This is a genomic window from Caballeronia calidae, from assembly GCF_900044055.2.
Taxonomy (GTDB): domain Bacteria; phylum Pseudomonadota; class Gammaproteobacteria; order Burkholderiales; family Burkholderiaceae; genus Caballeronia; species Caballeronia calidae.
The window spans coordinates 26,928-52,055 of record NZ_FCOX02000036.1 but is presented as its reverse complement, the minus strand read 5'-3'; the positions used below and the strand labels follow the sequence as shown (position 1 = coordinate 52,055).

Below are 25,128 nucleotides of genomic sequence, written 5' to 3'. Positions count from 1 at the left end.
CTTGGAAATACACGCAGGAACGAAGCCATGCTGAAGAAGTTGTCGATCCGTACGACGCTGACGCTCGTCGGCCTGTTGTTCACCGGATGCGCGGCGCTGATCGGCGCGCTCGCGTTGGTCGGGCTCAACTCCGCCGGTGCGTCGCTTACCTCGCTCGCGCAGGAAGACATGGTCGCGATGCGCGCGCTTTCCGAGACCTCGTCGTATCTGCTGCGCGCACGCGTGACGCTGGACAAGGTGCGCTCGCTGGCCGAAGCGGGCAGCGAGGAGGACGCGAAGAAGGCGCTGGATCGCGGCCAGTATCTGCTCGACAAGAGCAACGAGAACTGGAAGCTCTATCTCGACACGCCGAAGCCGACGCTGCCGAAGGAAACGCTCGACGCGCTCGTCGCGCAGCGCGAGACGCTCGTGAAGACCGGCGTGGAGCCGGAGTTCGCCGCGATCCGCGCGAACGACATGGCCGCGTATCACGCGATCGCCGATACGAAGATCAGCCCGATGTTCGTTTCGTTCGATCAGGCCGTGACCGCCGCCGTCGCGTCGCATCAGGATCACGCGGACAAATCGCGCGTGGATACGTCCTCGCATATCGCGGCGCTCAACATGACGATCGGCGCGGTGCTCGTGCTCGCGGTGCTGATGCTCATCGGCACGCGCATGGCGCTCTCCAGCCTGATCGTGAAGCCGATCAACGATGCCGTCGATCACTTCGATCGCATCTCGCGCGGCGATCTCACGCAGCGCGCACACACTGACACGACCAACGAGATCGGCCGCCTTTTCGCGGGCATCGAGCGCATGCGCGGCAATCTGACCGCGATGGTCGGCGCCGTGCATCGCGGGGCGGAATCGATCGATGTCGGCGCGCATGAAATCGCGAGCGGCAACACCGATCTGTCGCAGCGCACGGAAGAGCAGGCCGCGTCGCTGCAGGAAACGGCGTCCAGCATGGAAGAGCTCACGAGCACGGTGAAGCAGAACGCCGACAACGCGCGCCAGGCGAGCCAGCTCGCGGTGAATGCGTCGGATATCGCGTCGCGCGGCGGTGACGTCGTCGAGCAGGTCGTCGAGACGATGCACGCGATCGCGTCGAGCTCGAACAAGGTCGTCGACATCATCGGCGTGATCGAAGGCATCGCGTTCCAGACCAACATTCTCGCGTTGAACGCGGCCGTCGAAGCGGCGCGCGCCGGCGAGGAAGGCCGCGGCTTCGCGGTGGTCGCGGGCGAAGTGCGCTCGCTCGCGCAGCGCAGCGCGGCGGCGGCGAAAGAAATCAAGACGCTGATCGGCGATTCGGCCGCGAAGGTGGACAGCGGCACGGAACTCGTTGCGCGCGCCGGCCAGACGATGGGCGAGATCGTGCAGGCCGTGCGCCGCGTGACCGACATCATGGGCGAGATCAGCGCGGCGTCGGAAGAGCAGTCGGACGGCATCGAGCAGGTCAATCGCGCCGTCACGCAGATGGACAGCGTGACGCAGCAGAACGCCGCGCTCGTCGAGCAGGCGGCAGCGGCCGCCGCATCGCTCGAAGAGCAGACGCGTCAGCTGAAGGACGTGGTCGGGCAATGGTGCGTGGAAAGCGCGGCGGCGCCGGTGCGCACGAGCGCATCGACGGCTGTGGCGCGTCTCGCGCCGGCGGCGCGCGTCGAGCCTTCGGCGCCTGCCGTGGCGTCGAAAGCGAAGTCTGTCGAGACGCCAAAAGTTGCGCCGGAAGCGGCCGTTATCAAGGAAGCAGCCAGCGAAGCGGCGAAGCCCGCGAGCAAGCCGGCGGTCAAGCCGGCAAGCGCCGCGAAGCCCGCGCCGCGCGCCAAGGCGACGACCGCCGACGACGGCGACTGGGAAACCTTCTAACCGAGTCTGAAACGAGACGGCCATGCAGGCATCGCGCTACAGGATCGATAGGCGGCGTTTCATCGAAACGCACGGGACACGCGAGCTCGCATGGTCGAGCGCGACGAAGCACGAAACATCATGATGGCAACGCGCAACCCGCGCATCGACTTGCCCGGCGCCGTGCGCGGCCCGGAAGTCGAGCGCGATTTCGAATTCACGGCAGCGGACTTCGCCCGCATTCGCGAGCTGATTCATCGGCGCGCGGGCATCTCGCTGTCGGACCATAAACGCGACATGGCGTACAGCCGCCTCGCGCGCCGTCTGCGCGCATGCGGCATCGATACGTTCAGGCAGTATCTCGACCGCCTCGAAACCCACGAGGACAACGCCGAGTGGGAAGCGTTCACCAACGCGCTCACCACGAATCTCACGGCGTTCTTTCGCGAGTCGCATCACTTTCCGATTCTTGCGGAGTTCGTGAAGCGCCGGCAGCAGCCTTTCTCGGTGTGGTGCTCGGCGGCTTCGACCGGCGAGGAGCCGTATTCCATCGCGATGACGCTCGTCGAAGCGTTGGGCGATCACGCGGCGCGCCAGTGCACCGTGTTCGCGAGCGACATCGACAGCCAGGTGCTCGCGAAGGCCGAAGCGGGCGTCTATTCGCTCGATCAGGTGAAGGCCTTGCCGGTCGAGCGTCTGAAGCGCTTCTTTCTGAAGGGCACGGGCTCGCACGCGGGCCTCGTGAAGGTGCGCCCCGAACTGCGCGCGATGGTGAACTTCGGCCGCGTGAATCTCACCGACGCGCGCTACGACGTGAAAGGCCCGTTCGACGCGATCTTCTGCCGCAACGTGATGATCTACTTCGACAAGCCGACGCAGGCGCAAGTCCTCACGCGCTTCGAGCCGCTGATGAAGCCGGGCGCGCTGCTGTTCGCGGGACATTCGGAGAACTTCACGTATGTGTCGCAGGCGTTCAGGCTGCGCGGGCAGACCGTTTATGAACTGAGCCGCGACGCGAAGCCGGCGGCCACACCGAAAGCGTCGCGTGCGCTCGCGGGAGAGACGGCATGAGCGGACTCCCGATGGCGTCGAACCTCTACTTCGACAACCACTTCAAGAAGCAGGGCGTGAAGCTCCTGCCGAACGAGTTCTACATGACGAGCGAGGACATGGTGCTCGTGACCGTGCTCGGCTCGTGTGTCGCGGCGTGCATTCACGATCGCACGGCGGGCATCGGCGGGATGAATCATTTCATGCTGCCCGATGACGGCTCCGATGCATCGCACGCAGCGTCCGATTCGATGCGCTACGGCGCGTACGCGATGGAAGTGCTCATCAACGAGCTCATCAAGCGCGGCGGACGGCGCGAGCGTTTCGAAGCGAAGGTGTTCGGCGGCGGCGCCGTGCTCGCGGGCATGACGACCATCAATATCGGCGACCGGAACTCGGAGTTCGTGCGGCGCTATCTCGCGCTGGAAAAGATTCGCATCGTCGCCGAGGACTTGCAGGGCATGCATCCGCGCAAGGTCGCGTTCATGCCGCGCTCGGGCCAGGTGATGGTCAAGAAGCTCAAGACGCAGCACGATCCGGTCGTGGTCGAGCGCGAGCAGGCGCTCGTGCAGCGCACGCCGGAAGAGCGCGCGGAGCGGCTCGCGAAGGCGCGTGCGCGCGTCGAGCTGTTTCAGTCGAACGCGGCGGGCGCGAAGCCGCGTGCGGAATTGTTCACGACGAATGCATCGAACGTGAAGCGCCCGCGCGCGGAACTGTTCACGTCGCGCATGAAGACCGTGGAGGAAGCATGACACTCGCCCACGCCATGAACACGAAGACGCAGGCCGCGTCGAAGATCAAGGTGCTGTGCGTCGACGATTCGGCGCTCGTGCGCAGCCTGATGACCGAGATCATCAATTCCCAGCCCGACATGCACGTGTGCGCGACCGCGCCCGATCCGCTCGTCGCGCGCGAACTGATCAAGCTGCACAACCCGGACGTGCTGACGCTCGACGTCGAAATGCCGCGCATGGACGGCCTCGACTTCCTCGAAAAGCTGATGCGCCTGCGGCCGATGCCGGTCGTGATGGTGTCGTCGCTGACGGAGCGCGGCAACGAAATCACGCTGCGGGCGCTGGAGCTCGGCGCGGTCGATTTCGTCACGAAGCCGAAGGTCGGCATTCGCGACGGCATGCTCGACTACGCCGAAAAGCTCGCCGACAAGGTGCGCGCCGCATCGCGCGCACGCGTGAAGCAAACCACGCATGCGCCGAGCGCACCCGCGAGCGCAACGGCGCACAAGCCCGCGCCGCACTTCAACAACCCGCTCGTGTCGACGGAGAAGCTCGTGATCGTCGGCGCATCGACGGGCGGCACGGAAGCGATTCGCGAAGTGCTCATGCCGCTGCCGCCCGATGCACCCGCGGTGCTGATCGCGCAGCACATGCCGCCGGGTTTCACGAAGTCGTTCGCGCAGCGCCTGAACGGCTTGTGCCGCATCACGGTGAAGGAAGCGGAGCACGGCGAGCGCGTGTTGCCGGGTCATGCGTATATCGCGCCGGGCCACGCGCATCTGGTGCTCGCGAGGAGCGGTGCGAACTATGTCGCGCATCTGTCGGATGCGCCGCCGGTGAACCGGCATCGGCCTTCGGTCGACGTGCTGTTCCGCTCGGCGGCGCAGCACGCGGGCAAGAACGCGATCGGCGTGATCCTGACCGGCATGGGCCGCGACGGCGCCGCCGGTCTTCTGGAAATGCAGCAGGCGGGCGCGTACACGCTCGCGCAGGACGAAGCGAGTTGCGTGGTGTTCGGCATGCCGCGCGAAGCGATTGCAATGGGCGGCGCGAGCGAGATCGCGCCGCTCTCTGAAATGAGCCGGCGCGTGATGGCGCGGCTTGCCTCGATGGGCGAACGCGTGCAGCGCGTCTGAATCATCTGGATTGAATACGCGGCGCTGCCGCATTGAGAACTCAAGGGAGTAGTGATGGACAAGAACATGAAGATCCTCGTCGTCGACGATTTTCCGACGATGCGCCGTATCGTGCGTAACCTGCTCAAGGAGCTGGGCTACGGCAACGTCGACGAAGCCGAAGACGGCGCGGCGGGTCTCGCGCGTCTGCGCGGCGGCGGCTTCGATTTCGTGATCACCGACTGGAACATGCCGAATCTCGACGGCCTCTCGATGCTGCAGCAGATCCGCGCGGACGCGGCGCTTTCGCATCTGCCGGTGCTGATGGTGACGGCGGAGTCGAAGAAGGAGAACATCATCGCGGCCGCGCAGGCGGGCGCGAACGGTTACGTGGTGAAGCCCTTCACGGCCGCCACGCTCGACGAGAAGCTCACCAAGATTCTCGAGAAGATGGCCAAAACGGGGAGCTGATCGTGAACGATCTGACCACTGAATTCGCAGCCGCGGTTGCCGAGAGTGAAAGCGAGGGCGGCCAGTCCAGCGACCGCATCCTCGCGCGCATCGGTCAGCTGACGCGCACGTTGCGCGACTCGATGCGCGAGCTCGGCCTCGACAAGCAGGTCGAAGCCGCGGCGCAAGCCGTGCCCGACGCGCGCGACCGCCTGAAATATGTCGCGACGATGACCGAGCAGGCCGCCGAGCGCGCGCTCAACGCGATCGAGCTCGCGAAGCCGATGCAGGAAGCGATGCAGGCGGAAGCGCAGGCGCTCGACGCGCGCTGGGCCAAATGGTACGACGCGCCGCTCGCGCAGGGCGAAGCGGGCGCGCTGCTCGCGCAAACGCGCACGTTTCTGCAAAGCGTGCCGGAACGCACTCAGGCGACCAACGCGCAACTGCTGGAAATCATGCTCGCGCAGGACTTCCAGGATCTGACCGGCCAGGTGATCAAGAAGATCACGGACGTCGTGTATCTGATCGAACAGCAATTGCTGGGCGTGCTGCTCGAGAACATCGCGCCCGAGCGGCGCGAGCAGTTCGCGGCATCGGCGGCGGCGCTGATGTCATCGGCGAGCGGCAGTCCGGAAGGCTTGCTCAACGGGCCGCAGATCAATCCCGAAGGCCGCAGCGACGTCGTGCAGGATCAGTCGCAAGTGGACGATCTGCTCGCCAGCCTCGGCTTCTGAGGCTCATCCGTGTAGTCATCGGTTCGACGTACTCAGCGGTTAAAAACGACGCGAAGCGCATACCATTGTGCTTCGCGTTTTTTCTTGTGTGCGCTTGCGAACGTTAGGACTATTCCTCTTGGCTGGCATACTTATGGTATTCGCGCCGAAAAAGCAGCGCGAAAAGCGGTGGCGCATCTGTCACTCAATCGTCAAGGGCCGGCCGTAAGCAGAGGGCGCGCGGACGGCCGATATCCGATAGGAGGCCCAGTGAAGGCACCGAAGCAACCCCCTCATGGGCATCTCATAAGCGTGCTGGCGTTCGTTGCCGGCGCGCTCGGCGTGTGCGCGGCTGCGCCCGCCTACGCAGTGCTCGGCGGCGAGCCGATGAGCGCGCCGCAAGGCGCCACGTCCGCCAAGGCTGTCGCGCGCTCGGCTGTCGCAAGCGGTGCGTCGGGCGCATCGGCGGCATCGGCATCGAATTACACCGTTCGCTCGACCACGCTCGCGAGCGGCACCGTCGTCAATGAATATCTTTCCGATGCGGGCGTCGTATTCGGGATCGCATGGCATGGTCCGCGCATGCCCGATCTCGCGGGCCTGCTCGGCACCTACTTTCCGCAGTATCAGCAAGGCCTGAAGGCGCAGCGCGCCGCACGCGGCGGCCGTGGGCCGGTGAGCGTGCAGGATTCCGGGCTCGTCGTGGAATCGGGCGGTCATATGGGCGCGTTCGGGGGCAGCGCGTATCTGCCGCAATCGTTGCCGGCCGGCGTGTCCGCCAGCGATATCCAGTAAGCGAGGGGAGAATCCAGTATGCATAGAACGACACTCGGCCTTCCCGCCATCTCCTCTCTTCGACGCAGCGGCCTGATCCGCTGGCTCGGCGTGCTATGTCTTTCCGTCATGCTCGCGGCCTGCGGCGGCGGTGGCGACGACAGTTCCAGTTCCAGCGGCGGGAGTTCAGGCGGCGGCTCCGGCGGCGGCGGCTCGGGCGGCGGCAGCTCGAACACCAGCACCGCGACCGCGCAGCCGATCGCGCCCAACGGCACGAACGCGGTGCCGATCAACGTGAACTCCGGCGTCGCGGGCTTCGTCAACATTCCGAACGTGTCGGTGACGGTGTGCGCGCCGGGCTCGTCGGTGTGTCAGACCATCGACAATATTCAGCTCGATACGGCTTCGTTCGGTCTGCGCATTCTCGGCTCGGCGGCGCAATCCGTGCTCGGCAGCCTGCCCGCCACGCGCGCATCGAACGGCGGCCAGCTCGCCGAGTGCGCAGGCTTCGCCGACGGCTACACGTGGGGCACCGTGCGCACGGCCGACGTGAAGATGGGCACCCAGGTGGCGTCGGGCGTGCCGGTGCAGATCATCGGCGACCTGGACGCATCGGCGGCGCCGACAGGCTCCAACGGCTGCCCGTCCGGCAACGACGAGAACACGGTCGGCGACATCGGCGCGAACGGCATTCTCGGCATCGGCCCGCAGACCTACGACTGCGGCAGCGGATGCGTGAGCACGTCGCTCAACGCGATGTACTTCTCGTGCGTCAACGGCGCGAATTGCACGGGCATCGCCGTGCCGCTCGCGCAGCAGGTCGCGAATCCCGTCGCGAAGTTCGCGGCCAACAACAACGGCGTGATCGTGCAGTTGCCGCCGGTTCCCGACAACGGCGCGGCGAGCGCGACCGGCGTGCTGATATTCGGCATCGGCACGCAGAGCAACAACGGGCTTTCCGGCGTCACGAAATACGGCACGGACCCGTACGGCGATCTGAGCGGCACCTACAAGGGGAAGAGCTACCAGACGTTCTTCGATTCCGGATCGAATGGCAACTTCTTCCAGGACAGCTTCCCGCTGTGCTCGAGCACGAGCGCGTTCTATTGCCCGAGCTCGGAGCAGTCCTTGTCGGCGACGATTCGCGGCACTGAAGGCAACAGCGCCACCGTGCCGTTCCAGCTCGTCAGCGCGCGCAGTCTGACGCAGGGCGGCGGCAAGTTCGCGTTCAACAGCCTGGGTGGCCAGTTGGGCATGACCGACTTCTTCGACTTCGGCTTGCCGTTCTTCTTCGGGCGGCACGTGTATGTCGGATTCGAGTTGCCGAACAGCCCGGCGTACGTGGCGTTCTGATCTTCGCCTGACCGGGGTGCGCCCCGGTCGGACTACGGTCGGCAGATAAAAAACCGGCTGCGTTTTTGCGCAGCCGGTTTTTTTACGTCATTCGCTCGCGCGCGGCTTGCGCGGCGCGCGTTCGAAGATCGCGTCGTAGAGCCAGCGCGGCAGCGCGTGCAACACCATGCCCGCGATGCGCATCTGCCACGGAAAGGTCGCGTAGCGCACCTTGCGTTCGATGGCGTCGGCGGTTTTTGCGGCGAAGCGGTCGGCGTCCATGAGGAACGGCATCCGATAGGGATTGTGCGCGGTCATCTCCGAGCGCACATAGCCCGGCGCGATCGTGACGACGGCCACGCCGAGCGGCCGCATCTCGACGCGCAACGCTTCCAGATACTTCGCCACCGCCGATTTCGACGCGCTGTACGCGCCGCCGCCCGGCAGCCCGCGCACGCCCGCGACGCTCGCGATGCCGACGAGCGTGCCGCGCCGCGCGGACGTCATCGACGTGACGAACGGCTCGAAGGTCGCGACCATGCCGAAGTAGTTGGTGTCCATCACGGCGCGGAAGGTGTCGAGATCGCCGTGGCCCGTCAGCGCGCCGCGGCTGATACCCGCATTGGCGATGACGATATCCGCCGCGCCGTGCTCCGCGATGAAGCGGCGCGCGGCATCGGCGAGCGCGTCGGCGTCGCGCACGTCGGCGGGGTAGATCGAAACGGAGCTTTGAGGATGGCGGGCCGCGAAGGCCTCGAGGGAATCGACACGGCGGGCGACGAGACCGAGCACGGCCCCGCGCTTCGCGTATTCCTCGGCGAGTGCGAGGCCGATGCCGCTCGATGCGCCGGTGATGAAGACCTTCAGGGGAACTGCGTTCATGCCGGCGCGAGAGGCTTTAAAGCTTCTTGTCGCGGACTTGCTGGACGAGGAAGTCCATCACCTGCGTCGTGCCTGGCAGGCTGTTGGTCATCGCCGGGCCGGTTTCGTACTTGCCCTGCACGATGACAGTCGGCACGCCGTCGATCTTGTAGTCCTGCAGGAGCTTGGTGTCGCGCTGCACCGCGCTTTGCGTCGAGAACGAGTTATAGGCGTCCATGTACTTCTTCGGATCGACGCCCTGCGTCTTGAGGAAGTCCGCCTGCGCCTGCGGCGTCAGCAGATAGTTCTTCTTCACGTGGATTTCGTTGAACACGGCGGGCGTGACCTTCTCGGCGACGCCGAGCGCGTCGAGCGCGTGGTACATCTTCGAGTGCGGGATGAAGTCGTCGCGGAACGCCACCGGCACGCGCTTGAACACGACGTCCGGTCCTTGCTTCTTCGCCCATGCCTCGAGGTACGGCTCGAACTCGTTGCAGTGCGGGCAGCCATACCAGAAGAACTCGATGACTTCGACCTTGCCAGCGGGCGCGGCGACCGGCTGCGCGGCCTGCAGCACCGTGTAGTCCTTGCCCGCGGTGGGCGCGGCCGTCGCCGATCCGGCGACGCTCAACGAAGCGGCTGCGATGCCAGCGGAAAGAGCCAACGCGCTAAACAGTTTTTTCATGATTGGAGAGAGTACGCAATGGGTACGCAAGAACGACACAAGCAGGCCCGTTAGTGGGACATACGACGCTTAAGCCACGCTTAAATGCCTGAGCGTCCGCGCCTGCGCCGCCGTCTCGCGGCAGCGCGGGCGCGTCGACTTCGATTGCTGCCTTATTGCTTCGAGAAGCGGATCACGGCCGTATCGACGCCGGCGTCGGACAGACGCTGACGCGCGGTGTTCATCTCCTCGAACTTCGCGAACGGACCGATGCGCACGCGATAGTACGTCACGCCGCCCGCATCGCGCTGCGTGACCTTCGACTCGAAGCCCTGGAAGCCGAGGCGCGCGCGCTGCTGTTCGGCATCCGCCTGCGTCTTGTACGCGCCCACTTGCAGGAAGTAGCCGGTATTGGGCTCGCCCGGCGCGGGCGGCGTGGTCTTGGCGGTCGCGGGCGCCGAGCCGCCCTTCGGCGGCGTGGCGTTGGCGTTGCTCGTCGCACCCGGTGCGGCGGGCGCGGTCTCGGGCTTCTTCGCGATGGCCGGGCTGGCGGTCTTCGGGGCGGAAGCGGTCGCGCCCGAGGGCGGCACTTCGACGATCTGCGGCTCGTCGAGCATGCCCGACGACTGCGACTGATTGGTGCTCTGACCGGGCGCGGTGTTCGGCGGCGTGGGCTGCGCGGCTTGCGGCACCGGCTGGCCCGGCGTCTTGCCTTGCAGCGGACGATTCGGATCGTAGGGTTGCGCGGCGGACGGTGCGGAGTTGGCTTCGGACGGCGGCGGCGCGACCTTCGCCACGAACGGCGTGGGCGCGCGCGTGATGTAAAGCGCGACGATCACGGCGATCGCGAGGCCGACGATCAGCCCCAGCACGATGCCGAGAAAGGTTCCCCCGGTTTGCTTCGACTGCTTCGATGTGCGGCGTGGTTTTGCCATCGTATGAATCACCTGCGAGAAAGTCTTCTGGTTGGGCGACGATTATAGCCGTGGGTCAAGACACACCTGCGCCACGCTCCCGTCCGCACGCGCCGGAATCTTCCGATTTCGGAGCGCGTGCGGCGAAGGACCGCGGACGATTACATCTTTTGAGGAGCGGAGACGCCGATGGTCGCGAGACCGTTTTCGAGAACCTGGCGCGTCGCCGCGAGCAATGCGATGCGCGCGGTGCGCTCTTTGTCGTCGTCGACGAGCACGCGCTCCGCATTGTAGAACGAGTGAAATTCGCCAGCGAGATCGCGCAGATAGAACGCGACCGCGTGCGGCGCGAGTTCCTCGGCGGCGTGCGCGAGCATCTCGGGGAACTCGGCGAGCTTGTTGAGCAGCGCCATCGCGCGGTCGCTCGACAACGGCGAGAGATCGGCCTTCGCGGCTTGCGCGAGATCGCCGGCGTAGCGCTCCTTCCAGTCGTTGAGGATCGTGCAGATGCGCGCGTGCGCGTATTGCACGTAGTAGACCGGGTTCTCGTCGTTCTGCTTGAGCGCGAGGTCGATGTCGAACACGAATTCGGTATCGGCCTTGCGCGAGATCAGGAAGAAGCGCACGGCGTCGCGGCCGCGGCGGATGGTGTCTTCGTCGATCTGATCGGGCGCGGTCTCGTGGCCCGGCGTGAGGCCGCCCGACCATTCGATCAGATCGCGCACCGTCACGTAACTGCCTGCGCGCTTGGAGATCTTCACTTCCTGGCCGTCGCGCATGACGGTCACCATCTTGTGCAGCACGTAGTCGGGATAGCCCTTCGGAATGCCGATGCCGAGTCCCTGCAGACCCGCGCGCACGCGCGCGATCGTGCCGTGATGGTCCGAGCCCTGAATGTTGATGACCTTGGTGAAGCCGCGTTCCCACTTCGTCACGTGATACGCGACGTCCGGCACGAAGTACGTGTACGTGCCGTCGGACTTCTTCATGACGCGGTCCTTGTCGTCGCCGTCGTCGGTGGTGCGCAGCCACAGCGCGCCGTCCTGCTCGTAGGTCTTGCCGGCATCGACGAGTTCGGCGACCGTCTTCTCGACGCGCCCTTCCTTGTACAGCGACGACTCCAGATAGAACTGGTCGAACTTGACGCCGAACGCGGTCAGGTCCATGTCCTGCTCGTGGCGCAGATACGCGACGGCGAAATGACGGATGGCTTCGAGATCGTCGACGTCGCCCTTGCCCTTCACGGGCTCGCCGTCCTTCGCCGCGACCGTTTCGCCCGCCATGTAGTCATGCGCGATATCGGCGATGTACTCGCCGTTGTACGCGGCTTCGGGCCATTGCGCGTCGCCCGGCTTGAGACCGCGCGCGCGCAGTTGCGTGGAGGTCGCGAGATTGTTGATCTGCACGCCCGCGTCGTTGTAGTAGAACTCGCGATGCACGTCGTAGCCCTGCGTTTCGAGCAGATTCGAGAGCGCATCGCCGAGCGCGGCCTGACGGCCGTGGCCCACGTGCAGCGGACCCGTGGGATTCGCCGACACGAATTCGACGAGCACGTGCCTGCCCGCGTCGCGCGTCGAGCGGCCGAACGCGGCGCCTTCGCCCAGCACGGCCGGGATCACGTCTTGCTTCGCCGTGGCGGCAAGACGCAGATTGATGAAGCCGGGACCCGCCACTTCGGCGCTTTCGACGAGACCTTTCGCCGCCGGCAGAGTGAGCACCGCATCGACGATTTGCTGCGCGAGCTGGCGTGGATTCGCGCGCAGCGGCTTGGCGAGCTGCATCGCGACATTCGATGCGACGTCGCCGTGCGCCGCGACCTTCGGCCGTTCGAGGACGATCGCGGGCGTGACGAAGGCGGCTTCGCTGGCGCCTTGAGTGGCTAGCGCGACCTGCTTGACCGCGTCGGTGAGGAGCGTTTCGAGAGTGTGTTTATGTGCGGGCAGCATGCTGAATGTGATCCAGTGGAGCGAGTCCGGAGCGTTGATGCCGGTATGGCGATGGATCGACCGTGGCGCGCTTGCGGCAAAGGAAACGCCACTCGCCATGTCTGCGAAGCCTCGCAGACATATAACGGACCGAGGCCATTTATATACGTATAAAACTGGGATTTTAGCAGGTGCTAATATGTCGAATCAGGGTGTCGTCATGTTGTCAGGGAGACCGGCTCGTCTGCGTGTTCGAACCGCCAATAACCCAACATAAGCAAAAGGACCATGCCATGCTGATCACATTCAAAAGCCCCGCCGCGCCGGACGTCATCATGATGGAGGATCTTGCGGAGTACCTGCTCGGTATCATCGGCAAGCCGCTCACCGCACGGGGCGTCATCACGCACGAAGACATCCCTGCGGCCATCCAGAAACTCGAAACGGCTGTCGCCACCGACAAGAAAGAGCGCGCCGAGCACGAGGGCCATTTTCACGAAGGCGAGGAAGGCCACCATCCGCACGAGCATGCAGTCGGACTCGCGCAGCGCGCCTTTCCGTTCGTCGACATGCTGCGGCTCGCGCAAAAGCACAACGCGGATATTCTCTGGGGCGTCTGATTTCCCGGCGTCCAAGGCGTCGACAAAGAAAAACCCGCATCGCTTCCGATGCGGGTTTTTTTCTTCCGATGAAACGTCTGACGGCTTCGGTCGCGCTATCGAGCGTTACTTGGACTGGCCGCCTTCCGGTTCTGCCGGTTGCGCGGGCGTGTGCGGCTTCTTCGGCTTCTTCGGTTTCTTCTTGTGCTCCGACTGCGGCGGCGAATACGAGGACGCCTGAGTGCTGCTCGCCTGCGCGAACGCAGCGGAACTCGAAGCTGCGAGCAAAGCCGCGGTGATTGCTACGGTTACGGCGGACGTCATCTTCTTCATGCGACTTTCTCCGTTGACGAAAAGAGCGCGATGCCCGTCGCGTTGACGGCTGATCGCGCTGACAAGTCTACGGAAACCAAAAACTTTCCGCCGGTTTCCAGCGCATTCCCGCTATAGCGCGCGCGATATGTCGTTGCTTCGAGCCTTCAACGCTGCGGCGCGAGCGCGCGCTCCGCGTCCGACGTGGACATCACCATGCGTTCGGCATAGCTCGCCAGCTGATCGTCGCCGATCTTGCCCACCGAGAAGTACGTGCTGTCCGGATGCGCGAGATAGAAGCCCGAGACGCTCGCGGCGGGCAGCATCGCGAGCGATTCGGTGACGCTCATGCCGATTTCATCCGCCTGAAGCACTTCGAACATATCGCGCTTGACCAGATGGTCCGGGCACGCCGGATAGCCCGGCGCCGGACGAACGCCGACGTACTTCTCCGCGATCAGCGCATCGTTGTCGAGCGTTTCGTTGGGCGCATAGCCCCACAGCTCGCGACGCACGCGCGCGTGCAGCGCTTCGGCGAAGGCTTCGGCGAAGCGGTCGGCCAGGGCCTTGAGCATGATCGCGCTGTAGTCGTCGTTATCGGCCTCGAACTGTCGTTCCTTTTTATCGACGCCGAGACCCGCCGTCACCGCGAAGATGCCGATGTAATCCTTCACGCCCGAATCCTTCGGCGCGATGAAATCCGCGAGCGAGCGGTTCGGGCGCATCACGCCGTCCACAACGGGACGCACGCTCTGCTGACGCAGATTGCGCCATGTCATCGCGACCTGCGAGCGCGATTCATCCGTGTAGATCTCGATGTCGTCGTCGTTCACGGTGTTCGCGGGCAAGAGCATGACGACGCCGTTCGCCGTCAGCCAGCGGCCCTGAATGACGCGCGAGAGCATCGACTTGCCGTCGGAGAACACGCGCCGCGCCGATTCGCCGACGATCTCGTCGTTGAGAATCGCGGGATAGGGGCCGGCGAGATCCCACGTCTGAAAGAACGGACCCCAGTCGATGTAATTCGCCAGTTCCGCGAGATCGTAATTTTTGAACACACGGCGCCCGATGAAGCTCGGCTTCTTCGGCGTGTACGCGTTCCAGTCGATCTTCGTCTTGTTGGCTCGCGCCTCGTCGTAGGTGACCATCGGCAGCGCCTTCTTGTTGGCGTGCTGCGTGCGGATGCGGTCGTACTCGCTCTTGAGCTCGTCGAGATACTTCGCCGCGCCTTCGTCCGACAACAGGCTCGACGCCACCGACACCGAGCGCGAGGCATCCGGCACATACACGACCGGCCCTTCGTAATGCGGCGCGATCTTCACGGCGGTGTGCACGCGCGAAGTCGTCGCGCCGCCGATGAGCAGCGGCGTCTGCTTGCCGCGGAAGTATTCGTCGCGCTGCATTTCGGACGCGACGTAGGCCATTTCCTCGAGACTCGGCGTAATGAGCCCGGAAAGCCCGATGATGTCCGCGCCTTCTTCCTTCGCCTTCTGGAGGATGGTCGCGCAGGGCACCATCACGCCCATGTTGATCACTTCGAAATTGTTGCACTGGAGCACGACCGACACGATGTTCTTGCCGATGTCGTGCACATCGCCCTTCACGGTCGCGATGACGATCTTGCCCTTCGGCCGCACGTCGGCGCCCGCATCGGCGAGACGCTTCTTCTCTTCCTCGATGAACGGAATCAGATGCGCGACCGCCTGCTTCATCACGCGCGCCGATTTCACCACTTGCGGCAGGAACATCTTGCCCGCGCCGAACAGGTCGCCGACGATGTTCATGCCGTCCATCAGCGGCCCTTCGATCACGTTGATCGGGCGGCCGCCGGCAGCGTCGATCTTCTGCCGCACTTCCTCGGTATCTTCGACGATGAAGTTCGTGATGCCATGCACGAGCGCATGCGAGAGCCGCGCCTCGACCGGCTGGTTGCGCCATTCGAGGTTCTCTTCCTTCTTCGCCGCGCCGGTCTTGAACTTGTCGGCGTTTTCGAGCAGGCGGTCGGTGGCGTCGTCGCGACGATTGAGCACGACATCTTCCACCTTGTCGCGCAACTCGGAATCGAGATCGGCATACACGCCGAGCTGGCCCGCGTTGACGATGCCCATGTCCATGCCCGCCTGAATCGCGTGATACAGAAATACGGTGTGAATGGCCTCGCGCACAGGGTCATTGCCGCGGAACGAGAACGACACGTTCGACACGCCGCCGCTCACCTTCGCATGCGGCAGATTCTGCTTGATCCAGCGTGTCGCTTCGATGAAATCGACCGCGTAATTGTTGTGCTCCTCGATGCCCGTCGCGATGGCGAAGATGTTCGGATCGAAGATGATGTCTTCCGGCTCGAAGCCGACTTCGTTCACGAGAATGTCGTAGGAGCGCTTGCAGATTTCCGTCTTGCGCTGGAACGTGTCGGCCTGGCCTTGCTCGTCGAACGCCATCACGACCGATGCCGCGCCGTAGCGGCGGATCAGCTTCGCGTGATGTTTGAACGCGTCTTCGCCTTCCTTGAGCGAGATCGAGTTGACGATCGCCTTGCCCTGCACGCACTTCAGGCCGGCCTCGATCACGTCCCACTTCGACGAGTCGATCATGATCGGCACGCGCGCGATATCCGGCTCCGATGCGATCAGATTCAGAAAGCGCACCATCGCGGCTTTCGAATCCAGCATGGCTTCGTCCATGTTGATGTCGATGACCTGCGCGCCGTTCTCGACCTGCTGGCGCGCGACGGCGAGGGCTTCGTCGAACTGGCCGTTCAGGATCATGCGCGCGAAGGCCTTCGAGCCGGTCACGTTCGTGCGCTCGCCGACGTTGATGAAGAGCGAGCCGTCGGTGACGTTGAACGGCTCGAGGCCGGAGAGACGCATCGTGTGATCGGTCATGTCTGTTATCTCTTTCTGATGTCAGGCTGCGTCGCGATACTGCGACGGGAACGCGCGCGGCTTAACTTCGGCGAGCGCCTTCGCGATTTCCGCGATGTGCTCCGGCGTCGTGCCGCAGCATCCGCCCGCGACGTTCACGAGGCCCGCCGTCGCGAATTCCTTCAGCAATCCAGACGTTACATCCGGCGTCTCGTCGAAGCCGGTATCGCTCATCGGATTCGGCAGGCCCGCGTTCGGATAGCAGGACACGTAGGTATCGCACAGCTTCGCCAGCTCGGCGATGTACGGGCGCATCAGCGCCGCGCCGAGCGCGCAGTTCAGGCCGAAAGTCAGCGGCTTCGCGTGACGCAGCGAGTTCCAGAACGCCTCGACCGTTTGTCCCGACAGAATGCGGCCCGATGCATCGGTGACGGTGCCCGAGATCATGATCGGCACGAGTTCGCCGGTATCGTCGAACAGTTGATCGAGCGCGAAGAGCGCCGCTTTTGCGTTCAACGTGTCGAAGATCGTTTCGACGAGAAACAGATCGCAGCCGGCGTCGAGCAGCGCCTTCGCCTGCTCGTAGTACGCGTCGCGCAGTTCGTCGAAGGTCACGTTGCGCGCGCCCGGATCGTTCACGTCCGGCGAAATGCTCGCGGTCTTCGGCGTCGGCCCGATCGCGCCCGCGACGAAGCGCGGCTTGTCCGTTGTCGAGTATTTGTCGCAGGCTTCGCGCGCGAGCTTCGCCGACTCGATGTTCATCTCGGCCGCGAGGTCTTCCATGCCGTAGTCGGCTTGCGCGACGCGCGTGGCGCCGAACGTGTTCGTCTCGACGATGTCCGCGCCCGCCGCCAGATATTGCTCGTGAATCTCGCGGATGACCTGCGGCTGCGTGATCGACAGCAGTTCGTTGTTGCCCTTGATGTCGCGGCCATAGTCCTTGAAGCGCTCACCGCGATACGCGGCTTCGTCGAGCTTGTAGCGCTGGATCATCGTGCCCATCGCGCCATCGAGGATCAGGATGCGCTTTTTCAGGAGCGCGGGCAGCGCGGCGCCGCGTGTGTACGCACGCGCGGAAGCTTTTGGAATGGCGTTCGGGGTCATGACGGACAAGGCCTGCACCAAATGTGAAATAGCCTGACATTGTAGCCGCAGCGCGAAGCGGTCGCTTCCGGCTGAAGAGACGTGAAGAAGGGCGTGATTCCGCGCAAAAAAGAACCCCGCCGGTTGCCGGGCGGGGTCTTTTGAAAGTGGCGAGTGTCGCCTGGGCCGCAGGTCCGTGCGGCGGCGGGCGCTGGCGGCAGGCCGTCAGCGCAACGGGTGCATCAGTGAAGCACGACTGGCTGGTTCATCAAGATATCGAACTGGCCGAGGAACTCATCGACATCCTCGAGCGAAGGCTCTTCCGCGATCAGCTGCTGCACGTGCTCGCGAAACTTCGCGGCCAGTGCGCCGTCGATGAAGATTTCCCGTTGCGTGTTCTTGTCGACGATCTCGTAGCCGCCCGCCTTCATGGCGAGATGGTTGTCTTGCGGCGGAAACTCGACAACGCAATAGTTGGGGCTGTTGTAGATCATTTGCATGGCGACACTCCTTATTCCTTGTTTGCTCCTGGCAATCCTGAATCGTAATTGGAGCGATTGGGTTGGAATTCAAGGGGTGGCCTCGAAGTGATGCCGGTTGTATCGAGGCTTTCTTTTTCAGCAACAAACAGGACGAATCATGTGGAATCGCGTAAGAAGGCCCCAAGTAACGCGCTGAAGCGCTGCGATTCCTCGACCGGTGACAGGTGCGCCGCGTTGAGTAGTTCGAATCTCGCGCCCGGAACCGTGTCCGCGATCACCTTTGAAGCAGCATGCGGTGTGCCAACGTCGTGCTCGCCCGCTACCACGAGTGTGCGTTTGTTCACGGAAGCGAGTTTGTCCCGCGCATCGAAACGGCTGACCGCTTCCGCCGCGCGTGCAAACCCCTCGGCGGGTGTGCGCGCGATCGTTTCCCCGATCGGCTCGACCACTTCGGGATGCGCCTTGCGAAAGTCAGGCGTGAGCCAGCGTTCGAGCGTTGATTCCACGATACTCGCAGTCCCGTTTTCGCGCACGGACGCTGCCCGTTGCGCGAAGGTCGGGCGCGCATCCTCGGGGATGAACGCCGGTGCGCCGACGACGGTCAGCGATTCCACCTTGTCCGCATGGTTGATCGCGAACTTCTGCGCGACCATGCCGCCGATCGACAGCCCGACCACATGCGCGGACGGCGCGCCGAGCTGGTCGAGCAACTGCGCGAGATCATCGGCGAGATCGTCGATGGTGAAGCTGTCCGGCGATGCGGTGGTGTCGCCGTGCCCGCGCAGGTCGTAGCGCAGCACGGTGAAATCGTGGCGGAAATAGCCGGCCATCTGGTCCCAGACCGACAGATCACCCGCCAGTTGATGAATGAAGACGAGCCAGGGTCCGCCGCCTTCGTTGTCGAGAACGTAACGTGTGTCGATGCGATTGATCGTCAACTGCATATCGGCTCCGTAAAGAGTGCGGTTTGCAATGCTGTCTCCGATTGACTGCTCGCGATGCCATACGCTTCCCGCAATGCGGATGCCACGAAGTGTGACGCGTGCGTTACGGCTTGTCCGGCTCTGACACGGCCGGTGCGCTTTCATCAGACACATTCGACGTGCCTGCGGTTCCGCTTGCCGTCGCCGCTGTCGATGGCGCGAGCTTGCCCGCCCAGAGCAGTTCGATTTGCATTCCGTTCGGCTCGGTTTGCAGAATCCGCACGGGCAGCCAGCCGATCGACGGCGCGAGCCAGATGTCGAGCTTGCGGCGGTCGCCCTCCTTGCGCGGCAGGCGGGTGAAATGCCGCGCGGTCGTGAAGCCGCCGCGCGCCTGCACGTTTTCATCGCCGACGGTTTCGATCGGCCAGATTTCGTTGCTGTCGTTGTCCGCGACGCTGAATTGCCGCGTCACGCCGGGCTTGTACTTGTCCGGCGCGCCGCGCACGAGGCTCGCGAGCTGCATGACGACGCTGAAGCGGTCCTGCGCGCCGTCCGCGAGCGGCTGGGCTTGCGGCGTCTTCGTGTAGACGATCTGCTTCGTTTCGCGATTGAAGATGGCGATGTCGGCGGCGCGGCGGCCGCGCTGCTCGGAATACTGTTCCGGCGCGATGCCGAATCCGTCGATATGACCCTTGCTCGAATACACATACGGACCGACGAAAGGCAGCGGAATCGAGACGACCATTTCGTAATGCTGGCCGTCGTTGGCCCAGTGGATCGTGCCGGTCTGATTCATCATGCCGTTCACGAGCGTGTCGTAACGTAGCTCGCCCGTGGGCGGAACATCGAATTTGTCGCCCGATGCGTCCGTGGGCTGCGCTGCGGGCTGTGAAGCGGATTGAGATGCGGGCGATGGCGCGGCCGCTTGGGCGGAACCGGATGCGGGACCGGCGGAGGCTGCCGCGGGCGCGTCCGGTTGCGGCGTCGTCGCGCTCAGTACGGGCGCGGCTGCCGGTTTCGGCGCGGGCGCGGCGTGCTTCGGCGGCGTGGGCGTTGTCGGCGCGGCCGGCTTGGGCGGCGCGGGCGCGGGCGGCGCGACCGGCTTCGGCGTCAGCAATTGCACTTCGACGGGCGGCGTTTCCGGCGGCGCGTTCGTCGGCAGCCGGCTGCGGTCGATCCACCGCATTGCGCTCCAGTGCAAACCGGCGACGATCAACGCGGCCAGCAGCCAGGGCACCCAGCGTCGCGGCGCGGAAGTTGCGGAGGCGGCATGGAGCGGCTCGCCCGGCGCGGGGCGATGACGGCGAGATTCGAACAGTGACATCGTGCAGGAGGAAGGGACGCGTATTGCGGATCAGGCAGGTCAGGCGAAAGGCATAAGACAAGCGCGGTCGAAACGATGTTCCTGACCCTTCCGCCAAACGCTGCGAGCCCGCAGGTCAGCGCTCGCCCGCCTTATACCCCAGTTCATACGACAGCCCGCGCGCGCATTCGCGCAACGCGGAGTCGATTTCGCCGCCCCAGCGCGTGTCGAACGTGCCTTCGTGCCCCAGCGCGATCAGCCCCAGCGCGAGTTCGCCGGTCGAATCGAAGACCGGCGTGCAGAACGCGTGAATCGTCGGCAGCAACATGCCTTCGACGCGCGCCGCGCCATGCTCGCGCACGTCGGCGAGCTGCGGCTCGACATCGGCCATCGTCTGCTTCATCGCGGCGAGCTCGCGATCGAGCATCGGCTGCGTCTTGCTGCGCGGCAGATAGGCGGCGAACAGCAGGCCGGTCGCGGACGTCAGCAGCGGCATCACGTCGCCCAGCTTGAGCGATGCCTTCGCCGGATGGCTCGACTCCATCCAGTGCACGACCGTCGGCCCCTGATTGCCCCACACCGCGATGCCGACAGTCTGGTCCAGCCGGTCGCGCAGTTCGGCGAGCGCGATGCGCGCGAGCCTCACGCCATCGACGCGCGCGAGCCGCGCGAGACCCATCTGCAACGCGAAGCCGCCGAGCTCATAGCGCCCGGAAACCGGATCCTGCGACGCAACTCCGAGCCGCAAAAAGCTCACGAGATAACGATGCGCCTTCGCCGGGCTCATGCCCGCGCGCTGCGCGAGGTCGCGCAGCATCATCGCGCGCGGCTCGTTGGTGAGCACGTCGAGCAGACGGAAGCCGACTTCGATCGATTGAATGCCGGAGCGCGTTTTCTCTTCGGCGGCGTCGACGGTGTCTTCGTCGTCGGTGAGGGAGGTGGATTGCATGTGCGAAAAGGCCTATGCCGTTCGGCCGAGTGCCGGCGAGGGATTCACCATCGTAAAATAGATTTCCCTTAACGTCACCTCAAGTCACCGGCACCCGCTCCATGAAACTCGCAACATTGAAGGACGGCACGCGCGACGGCCAGCTCGTCGTCGTCTCGCGCGATCTGCGCACGGCCGCGATCGCCGATGGAATCGTGTCGACGCTGCAACGCGCGCTCGACGACTGGACCTTCTACGCGCCGCAGCTCATGGAAGTCTACGAAGCGCTGAACCTCGGCCGCGCGCGCAATACGTTTTCCTTCGATCCGAAGGCCTGCATGGCGCCGCTGCCGCGCGCGTTCCAATGGGCGGACGGCTCGTCGTACGTGAATCATGTCGAGCTTGTGCGGCGCGCGCGCGGCGCGGACATGCCGCCCGAATTCTGGACCGATCCGCTGATGTACCAGGGCGGCAGCGACGACTTCATCGGCCCGACGGACGACATCGTGTGCGCGACGGAATCGTATGGCATCGACTTCGAGGCCGAAGTCGCCGTCATCACCTCCGATGTCCATATGGCCGCAATGCCCGACGAAGCGCTGCGCGGCGTGCGCCTGTTGATGCTCGTGAACGACGTCTCGCTGCGCAATCTCATTCCCGCCGAGCTCGCGAAGGGCTTCGGCTTTTTCCAGAGCAAGCCCGCCACCGCGTTCTCGCCGGTCGCCGTCACGCCCGACGAACTCGGCGACGCGTGGCGCGAAGGCCGCGTGCATCGTCCGATGATCGTGCACTGGAACGGCAAGAAGGTCGGTCAGCCGGATTGCGGCACGGACATGGTGTTCCACTTCGGCCAGCTGATCTCGCACGCCGCGAAGACGCGCAACCTGCGCGCGGGCTCGATCGTCGGCTCCGGCACGATCTCGAACAAGGACGCGAAGCGCGGTTACTGCTGCATCGCCGAGAAGCGGTGTCTCGAAACCATCGAGCACGGTGCGCCGCAAACGAGCTTCATGAAGTTCGGCGACAGCGTGAAGATCGAGATGTTCGACGAAGACGGCAAGTCGATCTTCGGCGCGATCGATCAGGCGGTCGTGCAGCCGGAGCACTGAAGCCGCGCCGGGTCTTCCGCGCCGCAACGGGTTTAGCCCGATGCGGTGCGCATGAGGCACGCCTTACACTTTGCCGGGCTGCTTTTGCAGCACAAGAACGATCAAAAAAAGGAGACTTTCGATGGCGGCAGGCAAGTGGAAATTCCTGGCGGGCGCGGCGTTCGCGCTCGCCGCGACGACAGCGGCATTCGCGCAGCAGACGCAGCACGTGAAGATCGGCCTCGTGCTCTCGCTCACGGGGCCGGCCGCATCGCTCGGCATTCCGGCGCGCGATACCGTCGCGCTGTTGCCGAAGGAAATGGGCGGCAAGCCCGTCGATTACATCGTGCTCGACGATGCTTCCGACACCACGCAAGCCGTGCAAACCACGAAGAAGCTCATCAGCGAAGATCAGGTCGATGCGATCATCGGCTCGTCGATCACGCCGAACTCCCTCGCGATGATCGATGTCGTCGCGCAAGGGCAAACGCCGATGATCTCGCTCGCGTCGTCGTCGAAGATCATCGAGCCGGTGGACGACAAACGCCGCTGGGTCTTCAAGACGCCGCAAACCGACGCGATGATGGCCTCCGCGATCGCCGAGCATGCGAGCAATCATGGCGTGAAGACGCTCGCGTACATCGGTCAGGCGGACGCGCTCGGCGAGACGTTCTATGCCGAAGTCGCGAAGTTCGCCCAGCTCCACAAGATCGAAGTGGTAGCGAATGAGCGCTTCAACCGCACCGATCCGAGCGTGACCGGGCAGATCCTCAAGATTCTCGCGGCGAAGCCGGATGCGGTGGTCGTCGGCGCGGCCGGCACGCCCGCTGCCTTGCCGCCGAAGACGCTCGCGCAGCGCGGCTACAAGGGCAAGGTCTATCACAATCACGGCGTGGGCAACCGCGACTTCCTGCGCGTGTGCGGCGCGGATTGCAACGGCACCTTCCTGCCCGCGAGCCCGGTGCTCGTCGCCGCGCAGCTGCCCGACGATCATCCGGCCAAGCGGCTCGCGCTCGAATACATCAAACTGTATGAGGCGAAGCAGGGCGCGGGCACCGTGTCGGCGTTCGGCTCGTATGCGTGGGACGCGGGCATGCTGCTCAACCGCGCGGTGCCCATCGCGATGAAGGCGGGCGCGCCCGGCACGCCCGCGTTCCGCGCCGCGCTGCGCGATGCGCTCGAAGGCACGAAGAATTTCGCCGACACCAACGGGCAGGTCAATATGACGCCCAACGATCACATCGGCCTCGACCAGCGCGCGCGCGTGATGGTCGAGATCCGCGACGGCAAATGGATCTATCAGCCGCGCTAACACTGGGTCTGAAGACATGAGCGATCTTTCCTTCTACGCGAACTACAAGTCGCTCGAGCTGCGCCGCCATCCGCACGGCGTGCTCGAAGTGGTGATGCCCGGCGCGGGCGCGAACAAGAGCGCCTTGTCCACCGCCGACGCCGGCATGCACCGCGAGCTCGCGGAAATCTGGCGCGACATCGATCGCGATCCGGAGACGCGCGTCGCGCTCATTCGAGGCGAAGGCAAGGGCTTTTCGGCGGGCGGCGATCTCGGGCTCGTCGAGGAGATGGCCAACGACTTCGACGTGCGCGCGCGCGTCTGGCGCGAGGCGCGCGATCTCGTCTATAACGTGATCAACTGCGGTAAGCCGATCGTCTCCGCGATGCATGGCCCGGCGGTCGGCGCGGGGCTCGTCGCGGGCCTGCTCGCCGATATCTCGATCGCGTCGAAGTCGGCGCGCATCATCGACGGGCACACGCGGCTCGGCGTCGCGGCGGGCGACCATGCGGCGATCGTCTGGCCGCTGCTGTGCGGCATGGCGAAGGCCAAGTACTATCTGCTGCTGTGCGAGCCGGTGAGCGGCGAGGAAGCGGAGCGCATCGGGCTGGTGTCGCTCGCGGTCGACGAGAACGAACTGATGCCGAAGGCGATCGAAATCGCGAACCGTCTCGCGCAGGGCTCGCAGACCGCGATCCGCTGGACCAAGTACGCGCTCAACAACTGGCTGCGCTCGGCGGGGCCGACCTTCGACACGTCGCTCGCGCTGGAATTCATGGGCTTCGCGGGGCCGGACGTGCACGAAGGCGTGCGCTCTCTGCGCGAGCGGCGCGCGCCGGATTTTCCGGGCGGCGCGCCGTTCTGAGCGAAGCGAATCAAACCCCGAAAACAAGGAGAGTCGAATGACCGATAACGCTGGCGGCACGCCGCCCTACACGATTCCCGGTTTTCCCGGATTCGGCCAGGCCGACATGATGGGCAAGATGTGGGAGCTGATGCGCCTGAATCCTTTCGCCGCCGCGATGCCGGGTGGCGGGCAGGGCGTGGGTCCCTCCCTCTCGATGATGTCGGACATGCTCGCGCCGCTCACCAACATCGAAGAACTCGACAAGCGCGTGACGGACATGCGCGCCGTCGAGCAATGGCTGAAGCTCAATCTCAACATGTTGCAGTCGGCGATCCAGGCGCTCGAAGTGCAGCGCGCGACGCTCGCCACGCTGCGCTCGTTCGGCGCGTTCGCGCAGTCGTCGGTGGAAAAAAGCGCGCAGAACGCGGCGGCGGAGAAGGCGAAGTCCGCGGCCTCCGGCTGGCCGATGGGCGGCGCGGCGAAGCAGGAGGCGAGCGCCCAGGCACAGCCCCGTGAAGAAGCGGCCGAAAGCGACGAAGCAGCTGCCGGGCCGTCCGCGCCGCCGCCCGGTTTCGATCCGACCGGCTGGTGGAACGTGCTGCAATCGCAGTTCAACCAGCTCGCGCATCTCGCGATGCTTCAGCCCGGCATGACCGGCCCGCTCAACGCGACGGGCGCGGCGGGCGAGCAGCCGGCCGCCGCTGGCGAGAGCAATGCGGCGCAGCCGGGGAACGGCACCGAAGAGAAGTCCGACGCTACGGCCGCGAAGAAGGCGCCCGCGCGCAAGGCGGCGCCACGCAAGAAGCCCGTCTGAGTTTTCCTGAACTCAACGTCCGGCGGCGCGCAACGCGCCGCCGGGCACGCGAACCTGTCGATGCGAAATCGCATCGAGCCGCGTCCCGTCATCGGCATGCGCTTGTCGCGCCACCATGGATGAGCGCGTGCGGAAACGAATCTCAGCAGCGTCGATTGTCTCGATTTTGTCTATGATGAAACATCGACGGCACGGAAAATTTGTCCAGCACGAATTGTCGGGCATGTAATCT

At 64.9% G+C, this 25,128-nt stretch carries 25 protein-coding genes; 13 read left to right on the top strand and 12 right to left on the bottom strand.

Annotation, left to right across the window (positions count from 1 at the left end; all coding sequences use genetic code 11):
• The first annotated feature begins 27 nt into the window (after positions 1–27).
• The 8 genes from AWB78_RS27375 (at position 28) to AWB78_RS27340 (ending at position 8,019) form a co-directional block, all read left to right on the top strand.
• Positions 28–1,851 (top strand): methyl-accepting chemotaxis protein, encoded by a 1,824-nt coding sequence (locus AWB78_RS27375; protein ID WP_062609124.1) that lies wholly within the window; start codon positions 28–30, stop codon positions 1,849–1,851.
• 120 nt (positions 1,852–1,971) lie between these two features.
• The gene (locus AWB78_RS27370; protein ID WP_062609201.1) at positions 1,972–2,901 is read left to right on the top strand and encodes a CheR family methyltransferase; all 930 of its coding nucleotides are present in this window, start codon (positions 1,972–1,974) and stop codon (positions 2,899–2,901) included.
• The gene (gene cheD / locus AWB78_RS27365; protein WP_062609121.1) at positions 2,898–3,632 is read left to right on the top strand and encodes a chemoreceptor glutamine deamidase CheD; all 735 of its coding nucleotides are present in this window, start codon (positions 2,898–2,900) and stop codon (positions 3,630–3,632) included. Before AWB78_RS27370 ends, cheD begins: the two co-directional genes overlap by 4 nt.
• 14 nt (positions 3,633–3,646) lie before the next feature.
• Positions 3,647–4,750, top strand: a complete 1,104-nt coding sequence (locus tag AWB78_RS27360; RefSeq protein ID WP_062609118.1) for a protein-glutamate methylesterase/protein-glutamine glutaminase — start codon at positions 3,647–3,649, stop codon at positions 4,748–4,750.
• 54 nt (positions 4,751–4,804) lie between these two features.
• Entirely contained in the window at positions 4,805–5,200 is a 396-nt protein-coding gene (gene cheY, locus AWB78_RS27355; protein WP_062609116.1) for a chemotaxis response regulator CheY, read from the top strand.
• An 11-nt stretch (positions 5,201–5,211) separates the two neighbouring features.
• Positions 5,212–5,913 carry a protein phosphatase CheZ gene (gene cheZ / locus AWB78_RS27350; RefSeq protein WP_062609198.1) on the top strand — a complete coding sequence of 234 codons (702 nt, stop codon included), beginning with the start codon at positions 5,212–5,214 and terminating at the stop codon, positions 5,911–5,913.
• Between the two features lie 249 nt (positions 5,914–6,162).
• Positions 6,163–6,687: a DUF2844 domain-containing protein gene (locus AWB78_RS27345; RefSeq protein WP_082883434.1), complete on the top strand. Its 525-nt coding sequence runs from the start codon at positions 6,163–6,165 to the stop codon at positions 6,685–6,687.
• A gap of 18 nt (positions 6,688–6,705) precedes the next feature.
• The gene (locus AWB78_RS27340) at positions 6,706–8,019 is read left to right on the top strand and encodes a DUF3443 domain-containing protein (protein ID WP_062609114.1); all 1,314 of its coding nucleotides are present in this window, start codon (positions 6,706–6,708) and stop codon (positions 8,017–8,019) included.
• 87 nt (positions 8,020–8,106) lie between these two features.
• Here AWB78_RS27340 and AWB78_RS27335 read toward each other — a convergent pair whose 3' ends face one another.
• The 4 genes from AWB78_RS27335 to argS all read right to left on the bottom strand — a co-directional run bounded on the left by AWB78_RS27335 (position 8,107) and on the right by argS (position 12,383).
• On the bottom strand, positions 8,107–8,880 hold the full coding sequence (locus AWB78_RS27335) for an SDR family oxidoreductase (RefSeq protein ID WP_062609112.1): 774 nt from the start codon (positions 8,878–8,880) through the stop codon (positions 8,107–8,109).
• Positions 8,881–8,896: 16 nt separating this feature from the next.
• Positions 8,897–9,544 carry a thiol:disulfide interchange protein DsbA/DsbL gene (locus AWB78_RS27330; protein WP_062609109.1) on the bottom strand — a complete coding sequence of 216 codons (648 nt, stop codon included), beginning with the start codon at positions 9,542–9,544 and terminating at the stop codon, positions 8,897–8,899.
• A gap of 152 nt (positions 9,545–9,696) precedes the next feature.
• Positions 9,697–10,458 (bottom strand): SPOR domain-containing protein, encoded by a 762-nt coding sequence (locus AWB78_RS27325; RefSeq protein ID WP_062609107.1) that lies wholly within the window; start codon positions 10,456–10,458, stop codon positions 9,697–9,699.
• A gap of 140 nt (positions 10,459–10,598) precedes the next feature.
• Complete coding sequence (gene argS / locus AWB78_RS27320; RefSeq protein WP_062609193.1) at positions 10,599–12,383, bottom strand: arginine--tRNA ligase; 1,785 nt, start codon at positions 12,381–12,383, stop codon at positions 10,599–10,601.
• 272 nt (positions 12,384–12,655) lie between these two features.
• Between argS and AWB78_RS27315 the strand changes: the two genes are divergently transcribed.
• On the top strand, positions 12,656–12,982 hold the full coding sequence (locus AWB78_RS27315; protein ID WP_062609105.1) for a DUF1840 domain-containing protein: 327 nt from the start codon (positions 12,656–12,658) through the stop codon (positions 12,980–12,982).
• A gap of 105 nt (positions 12,983–13,087) precedes the next feature.
• Here AWB78_RS27315 and AWB78_RS27310 read toward each other — a convergent pair whose 3' ends face one another.
• The 7 genes from AWB78_RS27310 to AWB78_RS27280 form a co-directional block, all read right to left on the bottom strand.
• Positions 13,088–13,294, bottom strand: a complete 207-nt coding sequence (locus AWB78_RS27310; RefSeq protein WP_062609103.1) for a hypothetical protein — start codon at positions 13,292–13,294, stop codon at positions 13,088–13,090.
• 146 nt (positions 13,295–13,440) lie between these two features.
• A complete protein-coding gene (metH, locus tag AWB78_RS27305) occupies positions 13,441–16,158 on the bottom strand; it encodes a methionine synthase (RefSeq protein WP_062609102.1) in 2,718 nt (905 codons plus the stop codon).
• A gap of 21 nt (positions 16,159–16,179) precedes the next feature.
• Entirely contained in the window at positions 16,180–17,241 is a 1,062-nt protein-coding gene (locus AWB78_RS27300) for a homocysteine S-methyltransferase family protein (RefSeq protein ID WP_062609190.1), read from the bottom strand.
• Between the two features lie 221 nt (positions 17,242–17,462).
• On the bottom strand, positions 17,463–17,720 hold the full coding sequence (locus tag AWB78_RS27295) for a BTH_I0359 family protein (RefSeq protein WP_008351849.1): 258 nt from the start codon (positions 17,718–17,720) through the stop codon (positions 17,463–17,465).
• Positions 17,721–17,857: 137 nt separating this feature from the next.
• Positions 17,858–18,646: an alpha/beta fold hydrolase gene (locus AWB78_RS27290; protein ID WP_062609099.1), complete on the bottom strand. Its 789-nt coding sequence runs from the start codon at positions 18,644–18,646 to the stop codon at positions 17,858–17,860.
• A 103-nt stretch (positions 18,647–18,749) separates the two neighbouring features.
• Positions 18,750–19,949 carry a DUF3108 domain-containing protein gene (locus AWB78_RS27285; RefSeq protein WP_062609097.1) on the bottom strand — a complete coding sequence of 400 codons (1,200 nt, stop codon included), beginning with the start codon at positions 19,947–19,949 and terminating at the stop codon, positions 18,750–18,752.
• Positions 19,950–20,064: 115 nt separating this feature from the next.
• Positions 20,065–20,877 (bottom strand): IclR family transcriptional regulator, encoded by an 813-nt coding sequence (locus AWB78_RS27280; protein WP_062609095.1) that lies wholly within the window; start codon positions 20,875–20,877, stop codon positions 20,065–20,067.
• 101 nt (positions 20,878–20,978) lie between these two features.
• Between AWB78_RS27280 and AWB78_RS27275 the strand changes: the two genes are divergently transcribed.
• The 4 genes from AWB78_RS27275 to AWB78_RS27260 all read left to right on the top strand — a co-directional run bounded on the left by AWB78_RS27275 (position 20,979) and on the right by AWB78_RS27260 (position 24,896).
• Entirely contained in the window at positions 20,979–21,965 is a 987-nt protein-coding gene (locus AWB78_RS27275; protein WP_062609092.1) for a fumarylacetoacetate hydrolase family protein, read from the top strand.
• Between the two features lie 121 nt (positions 21,966–22,086).
• Complete coding sequence (locus AWB78_RS27270; RefSeq protein ID WP_062609090.1) at positions 22,087–23,256, top strand: ABC transporter substrate-binding protein; 1,170 nt, start codon at positions 22,087–22,089, stop codon at positions 23,254–23,256.
• Positions 23,257–23,272: 16 nt separating this feature from the next.
• Positions 23,273–24,100, top strand: a complete 828-nt coding sequence (locus AWB78_RS27265) for an enoyl-CoA hydratase/isomerase family protein (protein ID WP_062609088.1) — start codon at positions 23,273–23,275, stop codon at positions 24,098–24,100.
• Positions 24,101–24,137: 37 nt separating this feature from the next.
• Positions 24,138–24,896, top strand: coding sequence for a PhaM family polyhydroxyalkanoate granule multifunctional regulatory protein (locus tag AWB78_RS27260; RefSeq protein WP_062609086.1), 759 nt, complete (start codon positions 24,138–24,140; stop codon positions 24,894–24,896).
• A gap of 12 nt (positions 24,897–24,908) precedes the next feature.
• On the opposite strand, the gene AWB78_RS46755 is transcribed toward AWB78_RS27260, so the two are convergent.
• Complete coding sequence (locus AWB78_RS46755) at positions 24,909–25,121, bottom strand: hypothetical protein (RefSeq protein WP_157697630.1); 213 nt, start codon at positions 25,119–25,121, stop codon at positions 24,909–24,911.
• Between the last annotated feature and the right edge of the window lie 7 nt (positions 25,122–25,128).